The following is a 22,474-nucleotide window of genomic DNA, read 5'->3' on the forward strand; positions in this document are numbered from 1 at the left end:
GTTGCGGCCGTTATGAAGCGTCATAACGGCTGCAGCTGCGGGTCAGTTTTCGTTGGTGGCTATTTGCCCGGCGGCATCACCGGCGGGACGAAGTCGAACGTCATCCCCAGCAGCCAGACCAGCAGCAGCACCACCGGCAGGTGGAACACAAACTGCAGGAACGTGAAGCCCACCAGGTCCCGGGCCCGCAGCTTCAGCACCGCGAGCAGCGGCAGCATAAAGAACGGGTTGATCAGGTTCGGCAGGGCCTCGGCGATGTTGTAGATCTGCACGGTCCAGCCAAGGTTCATCTGCACATCGGTGGCGGACTGCATCACATACGGCGCCTCCACGAGCCATTTGCCGCCGCCGGAGGGGACCAGCAGGCCCAGCAGAGCGGTGTATAGCGCAATCACGACGGCGAATCCGCCGCCGCTGCCGATGTCCGTGAAGAATTCGGCCAGGTGCGCGGAGATGGTCATGCCGCCGTGGCCGGTGGCCCTGGTCAGGATCGCGGCCATCGCGGCGTAGAGCGGGAACTGGACCAGGATGCCGGCCGTGGCCGGGACGGCCTTGGTGACGGCCTGCAGGAAATTCCGCGGGGTGCCGTGCAGCACCAGGCCCAGGATCAGGAAGACCAGCAGATAGCCGTTGAGGCTGCTCACCACGGTGAGGAAGGGCTTAGTCAGGAACTGCGAGACCAGCCAGCCGAGCGTCAGGATGCCGGCCAGAATGGGCAGGATCATGCTGTATTCGAGCCATTCGCCCGGGCGGGAGCGCGGCTCCGGCTCGCTCGGTTCGTCGTTGAGGTCGACGCCGAGAACCTCGGCAGTGCGGATGGCGCCGCCCTGCGGTGCCGAGAAGTGCGCGATCACGGTGGTGAGGGCCATCAGGATGGCCAGGGTGAGCAACGACTGCCAGGTAAAGATCGTGGTGCCGAAGTCCAGGATGCCCGTGATCTTCAGCAGGGCCGGCGGCAGCGAAGCGGCGGTGGCCTGCAGCTGGGCGGCGGAGGAGGACAGCCCAAGCGCCCAGACGGCGCCGAGGCCCATAAACGCGGCCGCGCCGAGCGCGCGGTAGTCCACGGTCAGGTCCTTGCGGCGGGCAATGGCACGCGCCAGCAGGCCGCCGAAGATGAGGCTGAGGCCCCAGTTGAGGAAGGACACCGACATGGACATCAGCGCCACGAAGCTCACCGCAGTGCGGGCAGTGGCCGGGATCAGGGCGAGGCGGTTGATGAGCCTGGCCACGGGCGGGGAAGTCGCCACGACGTAGCCGGTGAGGACCACCATGGCCATCTGCAGGGTGAAGGCGGTCAGGTCCCAGAAGCCGTTGCCGAAGGAATCGGCGACCGACTGGGGTGAGGCGCCGATAGCCAGGGCGGCAACGGCGATGATGACGACGCCGGCCAGGGCGAAGATGTAGGCATCCGGGAACCACTTCTCGGTCCACGCCGCCATCCTTTGGGCTATTCGGGCGAGACCGCGTTCTTCGATTCCGCTTTTCGTCAGGACTGTGTTTGCCACAGAGGAGTACCTCTCCATTGAGTGCGAATTTGTACCCGATGGAGTTTAGCCAGTCATTGGCGCGAATCCGGCTTATCGGCGGCGGCCGCCTGCGCGCCGCGGGCCCTCGGCGTCATCCAGCCGCCGCCGTTCCTCCTCGCTGGGTGCGCCGCCGCCAAGGTCCGCCGGCATCCACCAGGCGCCGGGGGCCGCTGTCAGCGGGAAGTCCGCGATGCCGGCGTCGATCCCGGCCTGCAGGGCACCGCGCAGCCGTGCGGTGGCTGCCTGGACGTCGTCTGACGCGGCCACGACCAGCGGCTCGCCGACATGGACCCGGACCGGTGCGCGCCACGCCCGGCCGGGGGAAAAACCGCTGCGGCGGGTAAATGGCCGGCGCGTCATCAGGCGGTGGGATCCCCAGACCGAGACGGGGATGATCGGCACGCCGGCCTCCGCGGCCATCCGGACGGCGCCGGACTTGCACTCGCGCACCTTGAAGCTGCGGCTGACGCCCGCCTCGGGCAGGACGGCGACATACTCGCCGTCGCGCAGTTTCTGCACAGCGGCGTCGAAGGCGTGGGAGCCGGTTTCATACCCGACGACGATGTGCCCGGCGGCGCTGATGGCGGGGCCGGCGAACCAGTGGTCGGCCGCCCCCTGGGTGATCAGGAAGCGCATCTGGGCCTTGCTGCTCCACCACAGCAGCAGTTCGGCGAAGGCAAAGTCGAGGTACCCGAAGTGCGTGATCGCGACGACGGCGCCCCGGCCCGGCGTGACGCGCCGGGAGGTCCCCCCGGTGGAAACGGCGGGTGCCTCCGGCACCGGGAGGTGCTCCCGTCCCGTGATGATGACGCGGATCCGGAACAGCCACCGCAGCGCCAGGCCCGCGCGGACGATAGTGCGGTAGAAGCGGTCGTTGGGCTTGGGCCGCCACGCCATCAGTGTCCGCTTGTCCGGGGCCCGCTTGTCCCGTTTGTCCGGTTTGTCCGGCGGGGCTTACGGGGCGGCCACGGCAGGAAGCCGGAGGTGGACTCGATGTATTCCTTGTAGCCGGGACGGGCGGACATCGCCTTCTCGGTCAGCGGCTTGCCGGTCTTGCCCGCCAGCGTCCAGATCATCAGCGCGGGGGAGAGGATGGTCAGCACCCCGGGCCAGGAGTCGGCGGCGACGAGGAAGAGTCCGGCCCAGACGGCCGCGTCTCCGAAGTAGTTCGGGTGCCGGGTGTAGCGCCAGAGGCCGGTGTTGAGTACCGTGCCGCGCTTGGCCGGATCGTCCTTGAACTGAGCCAGCTGCCAGTCGCCCACGGTCTCGAAGACGAAGCCCAGGATCCAGAGCAGGACGCCCGCCAGCGCCAGCCAGCCGAGGCTCCCGGTGCTGAACATGCCCACCTGAACGGTGAGTGAGACGAAGAACAGAACCACGGATTGGGGGAGGTACACGCGGCGCAGCGCATAAACGTTGCGGGAACCGGGGGCACCGGAGAGCATGTCCACATACCGGGGATCCTCGTGGCCGCCGCGGGCGCGGAGGCCGATGTGGACGGCCAGCCGGATGCCCCAGACCGCCACGAGCGCCAGGAGCAGGAGGCGGCGGCCGCCGTCGCCGTGGCCGGCGGAGAGCAGCCACGAGACAGCGCCGACGACGACGAAGCCAAGACCCCAGACGGTGTCGATGACCGAATGGCGGTTCTGGCGGACGGCGATGGCGAAGGTCAGCGCGAGCAGAGCCACGAGCCCTGCAGCCACCCAGGGGAGGCTGCCCAGGAAAGCCCCCAACGGGAAGACACTGAGTGCGAAGGCGGGCATCAGAGCTCCACCGGGAGGCTGCCGCCGGGGGCGGGGAGAAGCGTGCGGAACGCGTCCGTGCTGCCCGGCAGTTCGCTGCCCGCGCGGCCGGCGAAGGCATCCAGGATGAAGCCGTTGGCGAGCGAGTTCCAGAGACCCACCCGGCGGAACATGAAGTGCCCTGCGCCCTTGATGGACACATAGTCCACGGATTCCGCGACGCCGTCTGCCCGGCGGGCGAAGGCCAGCGAGTTGGCAGGGCTGGTCCAGCGGTCCTTGGTGCCGTGAACGATCAGGATCCTGCGGCCGGCAACGGGTTTCACCGGCGTCTCATGGTTCAGCCATGGTGCGAGCGCCACCACGGCTTCCACCTGGGGATCATCAGCGACGCAGAGCGCTGTCAGCCCGCCCATCGAGTGGCCCAGCAAAAAGACGGGCACGCCCGGGTGCTCGCGGCTGATGTGGGACAGGGCCCAGCGGGCGTCCTGAACGGGGGACATGTCCTTCCCGTTCCAGCCCCGGTAGCGGTTCCGGAGTGTCCAGACGGCCAGCCCGTGCGGGCCACCCTGCGAGCGGAGCGCCGAGGCGAAGGGCAGCATCCGGGCCGGGCTCAGGTGCCGGGGGCTGACAGACTCGTAGCTTTCCGATCGGCCGCCATGCAGCACCAGGGCGACTGCCCGGGGTTCCCCGGCCGCCTCGGCAATGCTCAGCACGGCCTTGGCCGCCGGCGCTGTGCCGATCAGCTCATGCTCGCGGTCGTCCAGTATACGTATGGCCACGCCGGTGTCCTCCAGGTAGTTCGTCCCTCAATTAACAACCATAGGTTGCCTGGCGGCGTTCCCGGCCGGCAGTCCCTCATGTCATTCCCATAGGACATTCGGAGCCGGGGCCCCGGGGGATTGGAACGTTGCCCCGGGCAGGTCCCGCGGGGCCTCTTGACCGGGCATTGCGGTAGGAGTCGGCCTGAGCCCGTAAGCCTCCGGACCCCATGCCGGCTGGGAGCGCTGATCGCCGCCCGGGTCGGGTCTCATTTCGAAGTCCCCGCTGCGGAAAATGAGACGGTACACAAAATGAACGGAACAGTTGTTGATGGTCTGCGGGAACAGTCCCGCGGGCAGCTCATCACGCCTGTCGACGCCGGATACGACGCGGTCAGCGCGGTCCACAACAGCATGATCAACAGGAGGCCGGCGGCGGTGGCCACAGTGCGCCGGGCTTTGGAACCTGGGACGCTGCCCTCGTCATCGACTTTGTCAACACCTCCGGGGTCCGGGTCGATCCGTACCTCGACGTCGCGCCGGTGGCCGGTTCCCTGGTGGGGCCGATGCCCTATCCGGCCCTGAACCAGGCGTTCGATGCCCTGCAGCCCAAGGGAATCCGGAGCTACTGGAAGGCGGATTTCCTCGCGGAGCTCAGCGACGACGCCATCGACGCGCATATCCGCTACGGGGCCACGATTCCCACGGTGCAGACCGCCGTGCATCTCTACCCCATCGACGGAGCGGTGCAGCGGGTGGGGGCGACGGACACGGCGTTCGCCAACCGGAACGTGAAGTTCGCCCCGGTGATTGCCGCTGTCTGGGAGAACCCCGCCGACAGTGCAACGAACGTGGCCTGGGCCAGGGAATATGCGGCGGCGCTGCGCCCGTTCTCCGCCCCCGGCGGCTACATCAACTTCATGGACGGCGATGATCTGCCCCGGGTTGCGGAAAACTACGGGCCGAACTACGGCCGGCTGCGCGAAATCAAGGCCAAGCACGATCCGCAAAACCTCTTCCGGATCAACCAGAACATCACGCCCGCGTAACTGTCCGGCGCGCCGTGCGTCCCCGGCAACCGGGGCGTCATCCGTCCGGGGAGGCGCCGGAAACGCCGTAAAGTTTCCGGCATGAGGTTCAACTGCTGATGGGCGCCGGACATTCACATGGCCCCACGGAACATGCCGTGCCGACGCCGCAGGCGCTCGCCGCCCGGACAAAGGCCAACTGGATCCTGGCCGCCATCCTGATCCCGCTGACCCTGCTGACGCTCGCGGCGATGGTGATGATGTGGCCCTCGGGCAGCAAGGAGGGCATCAAGCTGGCCAGCCCCTATGCGGCGGCGCCCGGCGTCACCTTCGACACCGGAAAGATCCAGCGCGTCGTCACCGGCAGCTGCATGGACGGTGCCCAGGCCGGCGGCGACGCCTCTGGCCAGGCCGCGCACCAGGGCTCGGAGTGCACTTTCGCCTTCACCGAGCCGGACAAGGGCGGCAGCCCCGTCAAGGTGGTCATCAACCCCGACGTCGCCAAGTCCCACGGGGTCAAGGCCGGCGACATCATCCGCTACCTCAACCTGTCCAAAGCCCAGGGCGCAGCCGAGGCCCAGGGTGCCCCCGCCTATGTGTTCGTGGACTTTGTCCGGACCCTGCCGATCATCTTCCTGGCGGTGCTGTACGCCGTCGTCGTGATCGCGGTGGCACGCTGGCGCGGACTGCGTGCCCTGATCGGGCTCCTCGGGGCCTACGCCGTGCTGGTCACCTTTATGCTGCCCGGGCTGGTGGAGGGCAAGCCGCCGCTGCTGCTGGCGCTGGTGGGGTCCACGGTGATCATGATCGGGGTCCTGTACTTCGCCCACGGCTTCTCGGCCCGGACCTCGACGGCGCTGCTTGGCACCATGTTCGGGCTCGGCATCACCGCACTGCTGGCGGCGTGGGCCACCGACGCCGCCAACCTCGCCGGCGTCGGCAGCCACGATTCCGCCACCCTCGCAAACATCTCGGACAACATCTCTATCTCCGGCATCATCCTTTGCGGGCTCATCATTTCCGGCCTGGGCGTCCTGAACGACGTCACCATCACCCAGTCCTCGGCCGTCTGGGAGCTGTGGGAACTGGCCCCGGAAACATCTGCCCGCCAGCTGTTCACCTCGGCCATGAGGATCGGCCGGGACCACATCGCCTCAACCGTCTACACCATCGCCTTCGCCTACGCCGGGGCGGCCCTGCCCATCCTGATCATCGTGATGCTCTATGAGCGGCCCCTCGGCGATGCCCTCACCAGCGCCGAACTCTCCGAGGAAGTCATCCGCACCCTGGTCGGTTCCGTCGGGCTGGTCCTGGCGATCCCGGTCACCACGCTGATCGCGGTACTCGTGGTGAAAGCCACCGGGCTCAAGGGCACCGGCGCGATGAACGCCGGTGACCGAGCCCACAGTGAGGCTGACGCTGGCGACGCCGGTGACGTCGGTGACAATGCCGGCGGCGACGCCGGTGACGACGCCGGGGCAGCCGGCCGCCGCGGCCGCCGTGCCGCCGCGCCCGGCTGAGGCGCACTATCCACATAGCCAGGCGTGGGTCCGGCCGATTTGCCCGGCTTTGAGACAATGGACGGGTGACTGTTGTAGCAACGCCTCCCGCCCCCACGCTGGAGCTCCCGCCCCTGAAGCTCGGCCCCATCACGGTGGACACCCCCGTGATTCTGGCTCCCATGGCGGGAATAACGAACTCCGCCTTCCGCAGGCTCTGCCGTGAATACGGCGGCGGCCTGTACGTCGCCGAGATGGTCACCTCGCGCGCCCTCGTGGAGCGCACACCGGAATCGCTGCGCATCATTTCGCACGACGACGACGAGAAGGTCCGCTCCGTCCAGCTCTACGGCGTGGACCCCGCGACAGTCGGCCAGGCCGTCCGGATGCTCGTCGAGGAAGACCGCGCGGACCATATCGACCTCAACTTCGGCTGCCCCGTGCCCAAGGTGACCCGCCGCGGCGGCGGTTCGGCCTTGCCGTGGAAGATCGACCTGTTCACCTCGATCGTCCAGACGGCGGTGAAAGAGGCCTCGAGGGGCAACATCCCGCTCACCATCAAGATGCGGAAGGGCATCGACGAGGACCACCTGACGTACCTCGACGCCGGCCGGATCGCCCGCGATTCCGGCGTGGCCGCCGTCGCGCTCCACGGCCGCACCGCCGCGCAGTTCTACTCCGGACAGGCCGACTGGTCAGCGATTGCCCGGCTGCGCGAGGCGCTGCCGGACATTCCGGTGCTCGGCAACGGTGACATCTGGTCCGCCGAGGACGCGATCCGCATGGTCCGCGAAACCGGCGTCGACGGCGTCGTCGTGGGCCGCGGCTGCCAAGGACGGCCGTGGCTGTTCGGCGACCTGATGGCGGCCTTCGAAGGCAGCGACGTCCGCCACAAGCCGGACTTGCGCCAGGTGGCCGAAAGCGTTTACCGCCACGCCGAACTTATGGTGGAAACCTTCGGTGACGAGGGGAAGGCGCTCCGCGAGATCCGCAAGCACATGGCCTGGTACTTCAAGGGCTACGTTGTTGGCAGCGAACTGCGGACCAAGCTGGCGATGGTGACGAGCCTCGAGGTGCTCCGCGGGACGCTGGACCAACTGGACCTTGATTCCCCGTACCCCGGAGCCGACGCCGAAGGCCCCCGCGGACGCGCGGGCTCGCCCAAGAAACCCGCCCTGCCCAAAGACTGGCTCCTGGACCGCACCATGGACGCCGCACAGTCGCGTGACATTGCTTTCGCCGAACTGGACGTTTCCGGTGGCTGAAACCAGGACAACCGCCCCCGTCCTGGACGGCTACGACGCCCGCGACTCCGCCCGCTGGGTGGAGGAACCGCCCAAGACCACCTACCGCTCGGACTTCGAACGCGACCGCGCCCGGGTCCTGCACTCCTCGGCGCTGCGCCGGCTCGGTGCCAAGACGCAGGTGGTGGCGCCGGACACCGATGACTTTGTTCGCACGCGCCTGACCCACAGCCTCGAAGTGGCACAGGTGGGCCGGGAACTGGGCCGTGCCCTGGGCTGCGACCCCGATGTCGTGGACACAGCCTGCCTGAGCCATGATCTTGGCCACCCGCCCTTCGGACACAACGGCGAGTCGGCCCTGAACGAGGTCGCGCATGCCATCGGCGGCTTTGAGGGCAATGCCCAGACCCTGCGCCTGCTGACCAGGCTGGAGCCCAAGGTCCTTGCCCCGGACGGCCGCCCCGCCGGGCTGAACCTGACCCGCGCCAGTCTCGATGCAGCCGCCAAGTACCCGTGGTCGGCCGCGAACGCCCCCATCATCCACGGCCAGCGGACCAGCAAATTCGGCGCCTACGAGGACGACCTGCCCATCTTCGACTGGATCCGCGAGGAGGCCCCGGAGCGGCGCTCCTGCCTCGAGGCCCAGGTCATGGACCTCGCCGACGACATCTCCTACTCCGTGCACGACGTCGAGGACGCGATTGTTGCGGGCCACTTCCAGCTGCGCTGGATGGACAACCCGGACCACCGTGCCCGCGTCGTCGGCTACGCCAGGCAGTGGTACCTTCCGCACAACGATCCGGCCGCGATCGACGCGGCGCTGGCCCGGCTCGAGGCTACGAGCGTCTGGGTCCGCGAGGCCGACGGCAGCCGGAAGTCCATGGCCGCGCTCAAGGACATGACCAGCCAACTCATCGGCCGGTTCTGCCAGCGCGCGCTGGAAACCACCCGGGCCGTCTACGGTCCGGAGAACCTCACCCGCTACAACGCCGAGCTGATCGTCCCGGACGAGACCGTGATGGAAATCGCCGTGATGAAGGGCCTGGCCACCACCTTCGTGATGACCACCGAGCACCGGCAGCCCATCTACGAACGCCAGCGCGAGGTCCTCCATGCCCTCGTCACCGCGCTGAGCGCCACGGGGGACCGGCATCTGGAGCCGATGTTCGCCGCCGACTGGCGCGACGCTGGGGACGACGGCGCGCGGCTGCGCGTCGTGATCGACCAGGTCGCCTCGCTGACCGACGGTTCCGCACTGGCCATGTATGAGCGGCTCGTTGGCAGCCTGCCGTCGCTGTGGTGACGGAGCCCGGTGACGTTGCCGGTGACCTTGCCCGCCTTGGCGCCCCCGGAGTCGCACTGTCGTTCCGGCCGCGGCCGGTTGCCTCCCGTGCACGGGACTAGGATGGCACTGTGGCCGGCCTGATCAAACGCGAAGATATCGACGAAGTACGCCAGCGTACGGACATCAAGGAAGTCATCGACGGCTACGTGACCCTCAAGGGAGCGGGGCTGGGCTCCTTCAAAGGCCTGTGCCCCTTCCATGACGAGCGTTCGCCCTCGTTCACCGTCCGTCCCCAGGTGGGCAGATACCACTGCTTCGGTTGCGGCGAGGACGGCGACGCCATCTCCTTCGTGCAGAAACTGGACCACACCTCGTTCCATGAAGCCGTGGAGAAACTGGCCTCGCGGATCGGCTTCGAGCTCCGTTACGAGGACGGCGGCTCCGGCCCCAACCGCGAGGACATCGGCCGCCGGCAGCGGCTGCTCGACGCGCACAAGGTCGCGGACGAATTCTTCCGCGCCCAGCTCCTGAGCCCCGGTGCCACCGAGGGCCGCAACTTCCTGCACGAGCGCGGTTTCGACCGCGCGGCGGCCGAGCAATTCGGTGTCGGCTACGCCCCGCAGGGGTGGGACTCGCTGCTCAAGCACCTCCGGGGGCGGGGCTACACCGACCCCGAACTCAAGCTCACGGGGATGTTCTCCGAAGGCGGCCGGGGGATCTACGACCGGTTCCGCGGCCGGCTAATCTGGCCGATCCGTGACATTGCCGGGGACACCATCGGCTTCGGCGCCCGCAAGCTCTACGAGGACGACCAGGGCCCCAAATACCTGAACACCCCCGAGACTGCGCTCTACAAGAAGTCGCAGGTCCTCTACGGGATCGACCTCGCCAAGCGGAACATCGCCAGGGAACGCCAGCTCGTCGTCGTGGAGGGCTACACCGACGTGATGGCCTGCCACCTTGCCGGGATCACGACGGCGGTGGCCACCTGCGGTACTGCCTTCGGCACCGAGCACATCAAGATCGCCCGCCGACTTCTCTCCGACGACGGCAGCGGCGGCGAGGTCATCTTCACCTTCGACGGCGACGCCGCGGGCCAGAAGGCCGCGTTGCGGGCCTTCGAGGAGGACCAGCGGTTCGTCGCGCAGACCTATGTGGCAGTAGAACCTAACGGCGCCGACCCCTGCGAGCTGCGCCAGACCAAGGGCGACGACGCCGTCCGCGACCTCATCGGCACCCGGCGTCCGCTGTTCGAATTTGCCATCCGTGCCGCCCTGAAACGCCACAACCTGGACACGGTCGAGGGCAGGATCGCCGCGCTGCGCGAATCCGCCCCGGTGGTGGCCCAAATCCGCGACGCCGGCATCCGCCCCGCCTACGCCCGCGAACTGTCCGGCTGGCTGGGTATGCCGGTCGAGGAAGTCAGCCGCGCAGTGGGCGCCGCGGCCAAGCGTGCCGCCCAGGGGCCGTCCGGGGGCTCCGCACCGGGGCGCGGGGGACAGGGCTCCGGGTATGCTCCGGGAGCCGGCGGGGGGTCTTCGGCGCGGTCCGCGCCGGGCGTGGCGCCACTGCCGCCGTCGGCCGTTCTGCCGTCCTTCACCCGGCCGGACCCCCGCGACCCGGTTGCTGCGATGGAGCGCCAGTCGCTCGAGGTCGCCCTGCAGGAGCCCTCGATGCTGGAAGGCGAGACCTGGCAGCGCTTCTCCGAGGCCCGATTCTCGACGCCCGCCTACCTTGCCATCCACGAGGCCATCCGGGCCACCGGGCTGGCCTTTACCGGGGATCCGGGGCGCTGGGTGGAGGCGCTGCTCCAGGAGGTTCCCGAACCGCTGCGGCCGCTGGTGTCCGAGCTTTCCGTTGTCCCGCTGCCGGCCAGTACCGCCGACGGGGTGCTGCGGTATTGCAGGGACATTCTGGCGCGCCTGTTCGAGCTGCAGATCACCCGGGTCAAGGCGGAGAAGATGGGCCAGCTGCAGCGCCTTGATGCCTCGGCGGATCCGGAGGAATTCCAGCGGCTCAACCGTGAGCTCATGCAGCTGGAGATGCAGCGGCGGTCGTTGCGCTCGGAGGCCTGAGGGTCCCGTCCTGTTGTCCCGTCTGGTTGTCCCGTCTGGGGGAAATTTCACTTCCCGGCAAGGTGTTTGCTAGGCTTGTATCCGCTTCATTCCTCCTTAGCTCAATTGGCAGAGCATTCGACTGTTAATCGAAGGGTTGCTGGTTCAAGTCCAGCAGGAGGAGCGCGCAGTCCCCGTCCCGGGTCACCGGGACGGGGACTTTTTTATACCCGGATGGGGTATTTGCAGTGTTCTGCGGGCAGGGCAAGCGGTCGATTTCCAAAGCGGCAATTCCTTTGCTAATGTCGTACCTGCTTCATTCCTCCTTAGCTCAATTGGCAGAGCATTCGACTGTTAATCGAAGGGTTGCTGGTTCAAGTCCAGCAGGAGGAGCGGACAAGTCCCGTGGCCGGTGAAAAACCGGCTGCGGGACTTTTTTGTGCCCGGGGACCGGTGGGGTGCCGCGGGGTGCCTCAGACGAAGTACATCTCGACCTGCAGGAAGCGCTCCGCCTCGGCCACGGCGGCCTCGAAGGCCTCATGCTCGGTGGGGGACTGCCTAGGTTCGCGCGGATGCCACTCATGCGGCGCCGAATGGACCTGGGTGAAGCCGCCGCCGGGCGGGGCGTAGTAGATGCCGAAGCGCTGCACGGGCCATTCCGGGGAAGTCTCGGGGGCAACCAGCAGGGCGGAGTCGTAGGCCGGGTTGTACCACTGGGCGATCGGGCGCCGCCGGTCTTCGGTGAACAGCCCGCCGGCGAAGAGGGCCGCCGACTGGGAGCTGGTCTGGCTGCACAGTCGATCCCACCACAGAGGCAGAATACCGGCGTCGCACCGCTGCCACGTGGCCGGTAGGGGCGGAGGGTCCTGCCAATCGGGCACACTACAACTTTATCGCCCGCCGCGGACCGGGAACAGGGCCGGAAGACAGGCATCGGACCCCTACACCGCCACGAGACGCGCATACCGCCACGGGACATGCCCCGCGGGACGCGCATACCTCCACCGGACATGCCCCGCGCTGGGGTGGGCGAGTGGGCATAGTCCCAATATGCGCGTTCCTGGCCGCGACGGCTGGACATGTCCTCCCGGAGGAGTTGCCCGATTCCCCTTCGCACCGCCGGAGACGCCCCGCGCTGAGACGCCGTGACGCTCCCTCCCAGTTGCTTTGGGGACTTCCCTGGCAGCCCCCGGGATTCCGGGCTTCACAGGGGCCGCTGAGCACCTGGCGACGAGCAACTGGGAAGGAGCGCAGGCGCGACCCGGGGCGCAGCAAGCCAGAAACGCCACGGGCTGACGGCCTCGACCTGAGCGTTGGCGAGGTCGAGCCGGTTATAGCAGTGCGCTCCTCCTGCCGTCGGGCATGCCCCTCGCTTGGGTGGGCGCATGGACATAATGCCACTGTGTTCACTCGCGGCCACGAAAAATGGGCATGTCCTCCCGGGGAGCGGCCGGGCGGCCTGTGCGCTCTTCCCGCCGTCGGGCATGCCCCTCGCTCGGGTTTGCGGATGGACACAAACCCACTGTGCCCTCTTGCAGCCGCGAAAAATGGGCATGTCCAGCTGGGAGGGTCTGGGCGCTGGGAGGGAGTAGGCGCTGGAAGGGTGTGGGCGCTGGGAGGGAGTGGGCGGCGGAGGGTGCTGGGAAGGGTCCTAGCCGATGGCCGGCACCGTGCGCGGCCTCACAACGAGCCAGAGGGCGGCTGCGCCCAGGAAAATGCAGACGGCCTGGACTGAGCCCATCGGGGTGGCGGAGCTGACGCCGAGCCAGCCGACCACAGGCGAAACCAAGCCCGCCATCATGAACGTGGCCGCGCCGAGCAGGGAGGCCGCGGTGCCCGCCTGGGCGCCGTGCTTGGCCAGCGCCAGCACCTGGACACAGGGGAACGTAAAGCCGGCGCCGAGGATGTAGAACCAGAGCGGCACCATCACGCCCCACAGGCCGAAGCCCAGCTGGTCCAAGATCACGATCAGCACGGCCATGAGGAACATCCAGGCTGTCGAGCACGCCAGGATCCACTGCGGCGGAACCCGGCGGATGAGCCGGGCGCTGGTCTGGACACCGGCGACGATGCCCAGCGAGTTGACGCCGAACAGCAGGCCGTACTGCTGGGGGCTGAAACCGTAGACGTCCTGGAAGAGGAACGGCGAGGCGGAGAGGTAGCTGAACAGCCCGGCGAAGTTCATCCCGCCCACCAGCAGCAGGCCCACGAAGATCCGGTCCGCGAACAGGACCCCGTAGCGTTGGCGGGCGGTCATCCCGCTCTTCCCGCGGAGCTCCCTGGGCAGCGTCTCGCGCACCACGAACACGGCCGCGATGATGACGCAGGTCCCGTAACCGGCCAGGAAGAAGAAGATGCCCGGCCACGGCATGAACAGCAGCAGCTGTGAACCGATCACGGGGGCCAGAATCGGTGCGAGGCCGTTCACGAGGGCCATCCGGGAGAACATCCGCACCATGGCGTAGCCGCTGAACAGGTCCCGGACCATCGCCATGGCCACCACGCCCCCGCCCGCGGCGCCGATGCCCATGAGGACCCGGAACAGTCCCAGCGTGGTGATGTCCGTGGACAGGGCCGCGCCCAGGGACGCGATGATATGCACGGCCGTGGCCAGGATCAGCGGCAACCGCCGGCCGAACTTGTCGCTCAGCGGGCCCACCACGAGCTGCCCCAGCGCGAAGCCCACCGTTGTGCCCGTCAGCGTGAGCTGCACGGCGGCCTCGGAGACCCCGAGGCTCTCTTCCAGGGCCGGGAATGCGGGCAGGTAAAGGTCCACAGTGAAGGGTCCCAGGGCGGTCAGGGCGCCCAGCATCAGAATGTAGAGGAGCTTGCGGCGGCGGCTCAGGGAATCGCCGGGATTGCTGGGTGTACTCACAGAGGTCAATCCTAGGGCCCATTGGGGCCGCGCTCCCGGCGGGCCGTGGGGCCGTGCCCCGGCCTGCGGCAGGGCCGCGCCCCGGCCGGCGGCAGGGGGCGCGCCACACCCCGCCACCGCGCCGGGCAGGGAGCCTGAATGGTACTTTTGACACCGGGGTGTGCGTGAAGCTGCGCAGACCCGTCAAGCCCGCGGAAGCGGAATCACAGGTGTAACCAGATAGGCGGGACCGATGAGCGGACGTCACAGCGGCGGGACAAGCGGTGGGTTGCGTATTTCGGCGCTGCCCGGGACCTTGAAACTGATCTTCAAACTCGCTCCCCGGCAGCTCAATGACGAGATCGCCCTCGCCAAGATCGAGCTCAAGCGCAAGGGCATCGAAGTCGGCGTTGCCGCCGCGTTTCTCGCCATTGCACTGGCCTTCGTTTCCTTCCTTGTCATCGGCCTCATCGTCGCCGCCATCATGGGCCTCGCCACGATCATGCCGGCCTGGCTGGCGGCCCTTCTCGTCTGCGGCGTGTTCCTGCTGATCGCCTTGATCGCCGGGCTGCTGGGCGTCGGCAGGTTCAAGAAGGCCATGCCGCTGGTTCCGGCGGAGACGATCCGCGGCCTCAGGTACGACCTCGGCATCGCCAAGGAAGGCTCCGCCTTCGACCCCTCAGTCCTAGATCCCAACTCCGAGAAATACAAGGCAGCCAAGGCAGCCAAGGCCGAGGCCGCGGCAAAGGCGAAGGCCGAGAAGGAAGCCAAGGCTGCCGCCGCGCCGGACTTCGGCCCGCCGCCCACCGAGCCTGAACTGCGACGCCGGCTGGACCAGCGCCGCAGCCACCTCACGGGGGTCCGGGATGACCTCAACCAGGAACTCGACGTCAAGACCCAGGCCCAGGCGCTGCTGGCTACCACCCAGGCGAAGCTGGGGGATGGCAAGGAACAGTTCGGCGCCAAGATCGCCGCTTTCCGGTCATCATCCCGGAAACCGTCGACGTCGAAACCGACGCAGAAGCCCACATCCACGCCGACGTCGACCAGCGCCGCCGAGGCCGCCCCGCAGGCCTCCGGCATCGCCGGACAGCTCGGCCGACGCTGGAAGCCGATCGTCGCGCTGACCGCCTCAACAGCCGCCCTCGTGTTCCTGCTGCGCAAACTCCTCAAGGGCTAGGAAGCCCGCTGAACGCCGGGGAGAGACCGTTGATTGGCATGGAAAGGGGGATCGGATGAAGTTCATCGGCGCTGGTGCCCGGCGCGGGCAGCTTCAGATCCACCACGACACGGTCTTCACCATCCCCAACCTCCTGACCGTGGTGCGGTTCCTCGGCGTTCCACTCTTCATCTGGCTCGTTCTCGGGGAGCAGGAATACGGCTACGCCGCCCTCGTGCTGGCCATCATGGGCAGTACCGACTGGGTGGACGGCTACATCGCCCGCCGCTTCGACCAGATGTCCAACCTTGGCCGGATCATGGACCCCATGGCCGATCGGATGGCGCTGATCGCGGTCGCCGTGACGCTGGTGATCGCCGGCGTCGTCGAATGGTGGTATCTGACGGCGCTCCTCGTCCCGGACGCCATCCTGTTGACTCTGACGCTGTACTACTTCCACAGCCACCCCGACCTGCCCGTGAGTAGGATCGGCAAGATCCGGACGGCCCTTCTGCTCGTCGGCACACCGCTGCTGGTACTCTCCAAACTGCCAATCCCGGGCACCGGCGTGTACTTCGTGGCCGCCTGGATCTTCCTGGGCCTCGGCCTGGTGGGGCACTGGATCGCCGGCTACAACTACTTCTGGGCCATCACCCGCAAGGGCAAAGAGCTTAAGAACAAGGCCGACGACGGCGGCTCCCGCTGATGGTTTGGCTCGCTGTCCTCCTCGCGGTTCTTGGCGCCTTTTGCCTTGCCATCGGCGCCCAGCGCCAGGGCAGCGCGGTCAAGGCGGACACCGGCGGACTGGCCCTGAGTACCCACGGGCTGCTCCGGCTACTCCGCAGCCCCCGCTGGGTCTTCGGACTGCTGCTGCTTACCGCGGGCATGGTGATGAATGCCATCGCCCTGGTCATGGCACCCCTCACGGTAGTCCAGCCGATCGGGGCGATCGCCCTAGTCATCACCACGATCGTCAACGCCAAGGACCAGGGGCTGAGCATCAACCGCGCCACCGTAGTGGCCATTTCCGCCTGCGTCACGGGGTCGGCACTGTTCGTCCTGCTGGCCGTGAACGTGACCCAGGAGAACCATCACGTCAGCTCCTCCGACGAGCTGACCATCGTGCTGCTGCTGGCGCTGGCGGTCGGCCTTTTCGGCACGCTCGCCGTGATGTTCAAGCACCGCATGAGTGCCTTTGTCTATATCCTCGGCGCCGGTGTCCTGTTCGGGTTCGTGGCCGTGCTGACGCGCATCATCGGCAAGCACCTGCTGGACCCGAACGGCCTGGGCCCGCTGAATGTCCCGTGGTATTCGGTCGTCGCGATCGTGGCCGCGGGCGGCCTCGGCTCCTGGTTCGTCCAGAGCGCATATTCCGGCGGCCCGCCGGATCTCGTGATCGCCGGACTGACCGTGATCGACCCGATCGTCGGCATCGCAATCGGGATCACGATCCTTGGCGAGCTCCGGCCCGACGTCCACGCCGTGACGGCGATTGCGATGGGGACGGCCGCTTCGCTTGCTATCGTGGGAGTGATCGCCTTGTCCAGGCACCATCCCGAGGTCACCAAGCGCAAGAAGGACGCGCGGAAGGCCGCGGGCCGGGTTTCCTAGGGCATCCACCAGACTTCAGCACAAGGCCAGGCGCGCCCGCGCCGACGGCCGGCCGGCCACCAATGTCCCAGCTGCCCGCACCGTGACCACCAGGAGCTTTCCACGTGACCATGCCCGACAACCAGCACCCGCTGACCATCCTGATTGCCGCCGACACGTACCCGCCCCACATCAACGGCGCCGCCATGTTCAGTTACCGCCTCGCCAAGGGCATGACCGCGCGCGGACACAATGTGCACGTCCTGGCCTGCCGTCCGGACTCGGGTAAGAGCTACAGCGAGTTCGGTGACGACGCTACCGTCCACCGGATCCGCTCGCACTCAGTTCCCACCCACGACTACTTCCGGATCACCTTCCCCTGGGAGATCAAGAAGGAAATCAGCCTGCTGTTCGACCGGATCCAGCCCGACGTCGTGCATATCCAGAGTCACTACATGATCGGCGAGCACGTGCTGTATGAGGCGGCGAAGCGCGGCATCCGGATCGTTGCAACCAACCACTTTATGCCCGAGAACCTGAACCCCTTCCTGCCCTTCCCTCAGTGGTTCAAGGACATCGTGGGCCGCATTTCCTGGAAGGACATGGGCAAGGTCATGGGCCAGGCCGACGTCGTCACCACACCCACGCCGCTGGCGGCAAGGGCAATGCACGAGCACGCCTTTCTCCGCAAGGTCCTCCCGCTCTCCAACGGTATCGACGCCGCGGCCTATGAGCTCCAGCCGGGCGAGGAGCTGGAGCGCCACGCGAGCCCCACCGTATTGTTCGTCGGCCGGCTGGCGGAGGAAAAGCACATCGATGTCCTGATCGACGCCGTCGCCAAGACGCCCAAGGACCTCGACGTCCATCTCGAAGTCGTCGGCGGCGGCGAAGTGCGCCCGGCCCTCGAGGCCCAGGTTGCCAGGCTCGGTCTGCAGGACCGGGTGACGTTCCTGGGTCTGGCCAGCGACGCGGAGCTTCGCGCGGCGTACCTCGCGGCGGACCTGTTCTGCATGCCGGGTACCGCCGAACTGCAGTCGCTCGTGACGCTGGAGGCGATGTCCGCCTCCACTCCGGTGCTGCTCGCGGACGCCATGGCCCTTCCGCACCTGGTCCGCGACGGCGAGAACGGTTACCTCTTCACTCCCAACGACAGTGACGACCTGTCGGCCAAGATGGTCCGTGTGCTGTCGCTTCCGGCGGATGAGCTGGAGGCGATGGGCAAGGCGAGCCGTGGCGTGGTGGAGAACCACAGTATCGAACGCACCCTTCGGGCCTTCGAGGACCTCTACCGCGGCGCCAGCTACGACGACATGGTGGTCTGACGGGCGGGGCCGTCCGGGCCGGTCCCGACGGGCGGGGCAGTCCGGGGCGGTCCCGGACGACTACTATTGTTAGAGTGTTTTTCCCCGGAAGCAGTCCGGCCCCAAGCAGGGCGGAACGGCCTCCGGGTCCAAGGGGCTATAGCTCAGCTGGTTAGAGCGCGGGACTCATAATCCTAAGGTCCTCGGTTCAAGTCCGAGTAGCCCTACCTCGAAAGAGCCCCTGACCTGCGGAAACGTAGGTGAGGGGCTCTTTGCTTTTGAAGTTCTCAGGTCCCCATCCACCGGAAACCCACCGCTTTGATTACCTAAACCTTGTCCACGAAGTCATCCCAGCGTCGCTGGGCCTTCGCGGCCACGACGGGAGCCACGAGGCCGGTTGCGCCAATCGGGCCATCAATCTCGGGCATTGCATTCGACAAGCCGAGAATAAGAAGGACCCAGGCCGTGAAGACGAATGCATAAATGCCCTGCCTTATGAGGTCAAGAGCGCTAGTGGCGTAGCCGGAAAGGGACGCGATGTATTTTTCGATCGCTGGTTCTGCACCGCTGAGTCCATTCACCGTCTCACGGGCCGTTTCCAAGAAATCGGGATCAGATGCATGCGACGTCGTTACGGCTGCGCCCAAACTGAGGAGTTCGTCCGCAGACGGAAGTCCTGCCATAGGGGCGCCTGATGGCCTAGCAGCTGATATGGCGGCCGCGACGCCCCTTCGGTCGGTAGCGGGGGAGACAGCATCAAGAACCGACTTCTGAAGCGCTTGGATACTTGGGGCAAACGACCTTGCCAGTTCCCCCGAGAAGTTGGCTCCCACAACGTCGGAGATGTTCGGCAATAGTTCGGACCAGTCGGGAATCGGAATCTTGAGGGAATCGAGGATCGTCTGCCGAAAGTCTGGAAGGTGGGCCGCAAAGTCGACGACGATGGAGTCAACAATTGGCTTAGTCAGATGCGAGAAGTAGTCGGCAGGGAAGAGTGGCGGCAGGTTGATGGGAGGGAACACTCCCGCCATAGCGACGCGGAAAAGTGGCTGCGGTTCGTTAGACAAGTCGATCTCCGAAGGCTTCGAGCAGTGACGTGTTGTCAGGCGCTTGGTGTGTTTTCTGGACGTAGTGCTTCCGGGTGACGTTCTCGCTGGAGTGGCCGAGCTGGGCGGACGCGCTGGCCATGCCTGATGAGGCCTCCAGCAGGGTTCCTACCGTCTTGCGGAACGTGTGTGGGGTTACCCACTGGAAGCCGAGATCATCGCGTGCTGAGCGCCATTGCTTGCGGAAGTTGTTCGGATCCCGGAGTGTGCCGACGGCCGAAGGGAAGACAACGTCCCAGGGATTGGCCTCCAGCTGGCTTACTTGCCGTCTCAGGAGCATTTCGACGGCGAAGGGTGGCAGGAAGTACCTTTGCCGGGAATGGGCGCTCTTGGGGTGGTCCTGGATGGTCAGGCCCTGCCCCGGCATGTAGACGATTGTCCCGTTGACGGTGACTGTCGGCCGCTCGGACTTCAGATCGATGTCCTGCCAGCGGATGGCCAAGGCCTCGCCGATGCGGGCCCCGGTGGCCAGCATGATGTCGACGACATCGAGCATGTCCACGGTTGGGTACCGGCCGGCCTGGGTCTTGTTCGTCTCCCATTGCCGAAGCCCGGAGCGCAACGCTCCGACCTCGGGCACGGTGAGGGCCCGAACTTCCTTGTGATTCGTGGGGATCGTGGCGACGTCGCGGAGCGGGTTACCGTCCAGGGCGCCGTGCCGGGCTGCGAGACCCAGCATGCCTGACAGGACGGTCTTGCAAAGCTTCGCCGTGGCGTTGCCGTGCTTGGTCCTCATGGTCTTCAGGAATCGGTCCAGAGTGGAAACGTTGGCTTCGCGGATCCGGAGGCCGCCGACGCCCGGACTGACGTAGTTGTCCATGATGTCCTTGTACCGCCGGCGGGTGTTCAGCGCCCGGCCGATGTCCTCGAACTCGGCCCACCAGATCACGGCCAGCTTGGTGATGCGCATGTCCCCGGTGATGTCTTCGCCTGCCGGCATGGCCCGGTCCGTCAGTGCAGCGATTAGGAGCCGCTCAGCCTTACCGCCCCGGTCGGCTTTCGACGTCGCCGCGGCCCGGGCCTCCACCTTGCGGGTGATCCCGTCGAAGTCGCGGAACCGCGCCATTGCACGCCACACGCCGGGCGTGACCTCATCCCTGCTGATCTTCCCCCAAGTACCGATCTGCAGCGGCGGCCTAGGCATCCCGGGCGTCCTCTGGATCATGCGATTCCTTGAGTTCCAGCAGGTAGGTTGCGTGGCTGGTCACTGCCTCGAGCTGTTTCAAGTCCTCTTTCAGGGCTGCGGTCATGGCCGGCAGCCCCATGAGCTCGATCCGGAGCTTGGAGTAGACCCACCTGAGTTGCTCGTCATCGATACCGCTTGCGTCAAGCTTCGCTCCGAAGTCCGGGGCATAGGTGAAAGCGTCACTGACGCGGATAGACGACGAGTCTTCGGGTTCAAAGAGGTACTGGACGCGGCAGCCCAATACCTTCGACAGCACCAGGAGCTCTGCGGCAATGAACTGGCGCTTACCCCTTTCCGCGGCAGAGACGGTCTGTGGGACCCATTTGCTGCCCAGGAGCATGCCGACCTCTTCCCCCAGTTCCGCCTGAGACATGCCTCGGCCCTCTCTGAGCCTCTTCACGTTTTCGCCTACGACCTGCTCGATTGTCTTCGCCACGATTCTCCCTCAACTAGTGCCTCAGCTTTAGTTAGTATGCGGGAAAAGACTGGGGTTGACAACCATTGAAAAAAAGACCAAGCTAAAGCCACAAGTTGATTTTGCAACCAAAACAAGCTGTGGACTTAGGAGAATCGTGAACGCAACGACTATGCAGGCCGATCGACCGACCGAATGGGTCTCACCCGCCCAGCTCGCCGAAGAGCTGCAGATCCCGCTCGCAACCATCTACGTCTGGAGGTCGCGGCACAAGGGACCCCGCGGCCAGAAGATCGGGAAACACGTGAGGTACTCCCGCTCGGACGTCGCCGCTTGGCTGGAAACGCTGGCAGACCCACAGACCGCGGCCTGAGCTTGCCGGCAGGCCTGCCCCAAGCCAACAAAAAGGGAGCCAGCGGTAACTGGCTCCCAAGAATCCAACCACCAACACCACGAAGGAAGTAAAGATTATGGACCAAACGATAGCACCCAAAGCCGATACCCTCCCGACCGAGCCCACCGTCCGCGACTTCCGCCGACTCGGCGCCATCGTCTCCATGGCCCGCGGCCGCACCCGCCCGGACGCCCTGTGGGCGCCGGACGACGTCGCGGAGCAGCTGTGGAACAGCAAGGACCTCCTGCCGTTCTCCAGCCTGGCGTTTCACGCCTTGGCTGTCGCCAAGGACCCCCGCTACAAGGGCGTCGGAGTCATCCACCACGCAGCCGCCGGAAGGATCGAACTGTGAGCGCGATTCAACAGTTCACCTACGACGGCCAAGAAGTCCGGACGGTTGAACTCGCAGGCGAGCCGTGGTTCATCGCCACCGACATCGCTGGCATCCTCGACTACCGGATGGCGTCGGACATGACCAGGCGCCTGGACGCCGACGATAAGGGCTACGCGAAAGTGCGTACCCGGGGCGGAGAGCAGGAAGTCATCGTCATCTCTGAGGCCGGACTGTACGACTCGATCTTCCGCAGCAACTCCGAAGGCGCGAAGCCGTTCCGCCGCTGGGTGACCGGCACCGTCCTGCCGACCATCCGCAAGACAGGATCGTTCCACTCCGCAACCGCCGAAGCACCAGCCCTGCCGGTCAGCTTCGCCGACGCCCTCCGCCAGCTCGCGGACACCTTTGAGCAGCTCGAGGCGGTGGCTCCCAAGGCTGAGGCCTACGACGCGCTCATGGACTCCCACGGGCTCTACTCGATGCAGGCGGCCGCTAAGGCGCTCGGTTACGGGCCGAACATCCTTTTCCGTGACCTGCGGCGCCTGGGCATCCTGCAGGGCAACAATCTGCCGTACCAGCGATACATGCACCACTTCGAGGTGAAGACCGGCACGTACCGTAACCGGAGCCAGGAGCTCGTGCCGACGGCCACGACGATGATCCGGCCGGCAGGGCTGGACTTCCTCCGCCGGAAGCTGGCACAGGCCGCCACTGACGTCGCTCACGGCGCCTCGCAGCTCGTCGACGCCAACCGCTAACCCACTGACGATAGGAAGTACCGCACTTGGGTGCTGGAAACGTATCCCTCGCCTTCACGAACTGGGCCGGGCTGGATGACAGGTCCTTCCGGGTTCTCTGCCGCATGGCCCTCGTGTCCATGGACAACGGGACGCCGCCCAGATACTTCGCAGGCCGGGATGACCTGGCCGCGGCCCTTGGCAAGCCCCTGCCGGCCAAACCGGACGACCGCGACGAGAGTGCCGGAGCAGAGGCGTCACG

21 protein-coding genes and 3 tRNA genes are annotated in these 22,474 nt (G+C 66.7%); 15 read left to right on the plus strand and 9 right to left on the minus strand.

Annotated elements, in window-relative coordinates:
* Positions 1 to 59: 59 nt before the first annotated feature.
* From ACZYZE_RS09165 to ACZYZE_RS09180, 4 genes are all read right to left on the minus strand, one after another.
* Positions 60 to 1,505: a short-chain fatty acid transporter gene (locus ACZYZE_RS09165; protein WP_459319588.1), complete on the minus strand. Its 1,446-nt coding sequence runs from the start codon at positions 1,503 to 1,505 to the stop codon at positions 60 to 62.
* A gap of 72 nt (positions 1,506 to 1,577) precedes the next feature.
* Positions 1,578 to 2,423, minus strand: a complete 846-nt coding sequence (locus tag ACZYZE_RS09170) for a lysophospholipid acyltransferase family protein (RefSeq protein WP_463907405.1) — start codon at positions 2,421 to 2,423, stop codon at positions 1,578 to 1,580.
* The gene (locus tag ACZYZE_RS09175) at positions 2,423 to 3,289 is read right to left on the minus strand and encodes a DUF1295 domain-containing protein (protein WP_463907406.1); all 867 of its coding nucleotides are present in this window, start codon (positions 3,287 to 3,289) and stop codon (positions 2,423 to 2,425) included. The genes ACZYZE_RS09170 and ACZYZE_RS09175 overlap by 1 nt, the downstream gene beginning before the upstream one ends.
* Positions 3,289 to 4,047 (minus strand): alpha/beta hydrolase, encoded by a 759-nt coding sequence (locus ACZYZE_RS09180; RefSeq protein ID WP_463907407.1) that lies wholly within the window; start codon positions 4,045 to 4,047, stop codon positions 3,289 to 3,291. Before ACZYZE_RS09180 ends, ACZYZE_RS09175 begins: the two co-directional genes overlap by 1 nt.
* Before the next feature lie 545 nt (positions 4,048 to 4,592).
* On the opposite strand from ACZYZE_RS09180, the gene ACZYZE_RS09185 reads away from it, so the two are divergent.
* The 7 genes from ACZYZE_RS09185 (at position 4,593) to ACZYZE_RS09215 (ending at position 11,529) form a co-directional block, all read left to right on the plus strand.
* Positions 4,593 to 5,075: a BBE domain-containing protein gene (locus tag ACZYZE_RS09185; protein WP_463907408.1), complete on the plus strand. Its 483-nt coding sequence runs from the start codon at positions 4,593 to 4,595 to the stop codon at positions 5,073 to 5,075.
* Between the two features lie 98 nt (positions 5,076 to 5,173).
* Positions 5,174 to 6,574, plus strand: coding sequence for a YibE/F family protein (locus ACZYZE_RS09190; protein WP_463907409.1), 1,401 nt, complete (start codon positions 5,174 to 5,176; stop codon positions 6,572 to 6,574).
* 65 nt (positions 6,575 to 6,639) lie between these two features.
* A complete protein-coding gene (gene dusB / locus ACZYZE_RS09195; protein ID WP_463907410.1) occupies positions 6,640 to 7,818 on the plus strand; it encodes a tRNA dihydrouridine synthase DusB in 1,179 nt (392 codons plus the stop codon).
* Entirely contained in the window at positions 7,811 to 9,100 is a 1,290-nt protein-coding gene (locus tag ACZYZE_RS09200) for a deoxyguanosinetriphosphate triphosphohydrolase (RefSeq protein ID WP_463907411.1), read from the plus strand. Before dusB ends, ACZYZE_RS09200 begins: the two co-directional genes overlap by 8 nt.
* A 110-nt stretch (positions 9,101 to 9,210) precedes the next feature.
* Positions 9,211 to 11,157: a DNA primase gene (gene dnaG, locus ACZYZE_RS09205; RefSeq protein WP_463907412.1), complete on the plus strand. Its 1,947-nt coding sequence runs from the start codon at positions 9,211 to 9,213 to the stop codon at positions 11,155 to 11,157.
* A 90-nt stretch (positions 11,158 to 11,247) separates the two neighbouring features.
* Positions 11,248 to 11,320: transfer RNA gene (locus ACZYZE_RS09210), tRNA-Asn, on the plus strand.
* 136 nt (positions 11,321 to 11,456) lie between these two features.
* A tRNA-Asn gene (locus ACZYZE_RS09215) sits at positions 11,457 to 11,529 on the plus strand.
* A gap of 80 nt (positions 11,530 to 11,609) precedes the next feature.
* Here ACZYZE_RS09215 and ACZYZE_RS09220 read toward each other — a convergent pair.
* A complete protein-coding gene (locus tag ACZYZE_RS09220; RefSeq protein WP_459319578.1) occupies positions 11,610 to 12,017 on the minus strand; it encodes a hypothetical protein in 408 nt (135 codons plus the stop codon).
* 770 nt (positions 12,018 to 12,787) lie between these two features.
* A complete protein-coding gene (locus ACZYZE_RS09225; RefSeq protein ID WP_459319577.1) occupies positions 12,788 to 14,011 on the minus strand; it encodes a multidrug effflux MFS transporter in 1,224 nt (407 codons plus the stop codon).
* A 232-nt stretch (positions 14,012 to 14,243) separates the two neighbouring features.
* Here ACZYZE_RS09225 and ACZYZE_RS09230 point away from each other — a divergent pair, with 232 nt between their 5' ends.
* The 5 genes from ACZYZE_RS09230 to ACZYZE_RS09250 all read left to right on the plus strand — a co-directional run bounded on the left by ACZYZE_RS09230 (position 14,244) and on the right by ACZYZE_RS09250 (position 18,267).
* Positions 14,244 to 15,170, plus strand: a complete 927-nt coding sequence (locus ACZYZE_RS09230) for a phage holin family protein (RefSeq protein WP_463907413.1) — start codon at positions 14,244 to 14,246, stop codon at positions 15,168 to 15,170.
* A gap of 55 nt (positions 15,171 to 15,225) precedes the next feature.
* Entirely contained in the window at positions 15,226 to 15,855 is a 630-nt protein-coding gene (locus tag ACZYZE_RS09235) for a CDP-alcohol phosphatidyltransferase family protein (RefSeq protein ID WP_459319575.1), read from the plus strand.
* Positions 15,855 to 16,760: a DMT family transporter gene (locus tag ACZYZE_RS09240; RefSeq protein WP_459319574.1), complete on the plus strand. Its 906-nt coding sequence runs from the start codon at positions 15,855 to 15,857 to the stop codon at positions 16,758 to 16,760. The genes ACZYZE_RS09235 and ACZYZE_RS09240 overlap by 1 nt, the downstream gene beginning before the upstream one ends.
* Before the next feature lie 104 nt (positions 16,761 to 16,864).
* Positions 16,865 to 18,061 (plus strand): glycosyltransferase, encoded by a 1,197-nt coding sequence (locus tag ACZYZE_RS09245; RefSeq protein WP_463907414.1) that lies wholly within the window; start codon positions 16,865 to 16,867, stop codon positions 18,059 to 18,061.
* Positions 18,062 to 18,193: 132 nt separating this feature from the next.
* Positions 18,194 to 18,267 (plus strand) — tRNA-Ile (locus tag ACZYZE_RS09250).
* A gap of 99 nt (positions 18,268 to 18,366) precedes the next feature.
* On the opposite strand, the gene ACZYZE_RS09255 is transcribed toward ACZYZE_RS09250, so the two are convergent.
* Genes ACZYZE_RS09255 through ACZYZE_RS09265 form a run of 3 tightly spaced genes read right to left on the minus strand, consistent with a single transcriptional unit; the run spans position 18,367 to position 20,768 of the window.
* A complete protein-coding gene (locus tag ACZYZE_RS09255; RefSeq protein WP_463907415.1) occupies positions 18,367 to 19,107 on the minus strand; it encodes a hypothetical protein in 741 nt (246 codons plus the stop codon).
* Positions 19,100 to 20,290 carry a tyrosine-type recombinase/integrase gene (locus ACZYZE_RS09260; RefSeq protein WP_463907416.1) on the minus strand — a complete coding sequence of 397 codons (1,191 nt, stop codon included), beginning with the start codon at positions 20,288 to 20,290 and terminating at the stop codon, positions 19,100 to 19,102. The genes ACZYZE_RS09255 and ACZYZE_RS09260 overlap by 8 nt, the downstream gene beginning before the upstream one ends.
* Positions 20,283 to 20,768, minus strand: coding sequence for a helix-turn-helix transcriptional regulator (locus tag ACZYZE_RS09265; protein WP_463907417.1), 486 nt, complete (start codon positions 20,766 to 20,768; stop codon positions 20,283 to 20,285). Before ACZYZE_RS09265 ends, ACZYZE_RS09260 begins: the two co-directional genes overlap by 8 nt.
* A 136-nt stretch (positions 20,769 to 20,904) precedes the next feature.
* On the opposite strand from ACZYZE_RS09265, the gene ACZYZE_RS09270 reads away from it, so the two are divergent.
* From ACZYZE_RS09270 to ACZYZE_RS09280, 3 genes are all read left to right on the plus strand, one after another.
* A complete protein-coding gene (locus tag ACZYZE_RS09270; protein ID WP_463907418.1) occupies positions 20,905 to 21,120 on the plus strand; it encodes a helix-turn-helix domain-containing protein in 216 nt (71 codons plus the stop codon).
* A 97-nt stretch (positions 21,121 to 21,217) separates the two neighbouring features.
* On the plus strand, positions 21,218 to 21,493 hold the full coding sequence (locus tag ACZYZE_RS09275) for a hypothetical protein (protein ID WP_463907419.1): 276 nt from the start codon (positions 21,218 to 21,220) through the stop codon (positions 21,491 to 21,493).
* On the plus strand, positions 21,490 to 22,233 hold the full coding sequence (locus ACZYZE_RS09280; RefSeq protein ID WP_463907420.1) for a phage antirepressor: 744 nt from the start codon (positions 21,490 to 21,492) through the stop codon (positions 22,231 to 22,233). Before ACZYZE_RS09275 ends, ACZYZE_RS09280 begins: the two co-directional genes overlap by 4 nt.
* Positions 22,234 to 22,474 lie beyond the last annotated feature (241 nt).

This window comes from Pseudarthrobacter woesei (assembly GCF_055412745.1).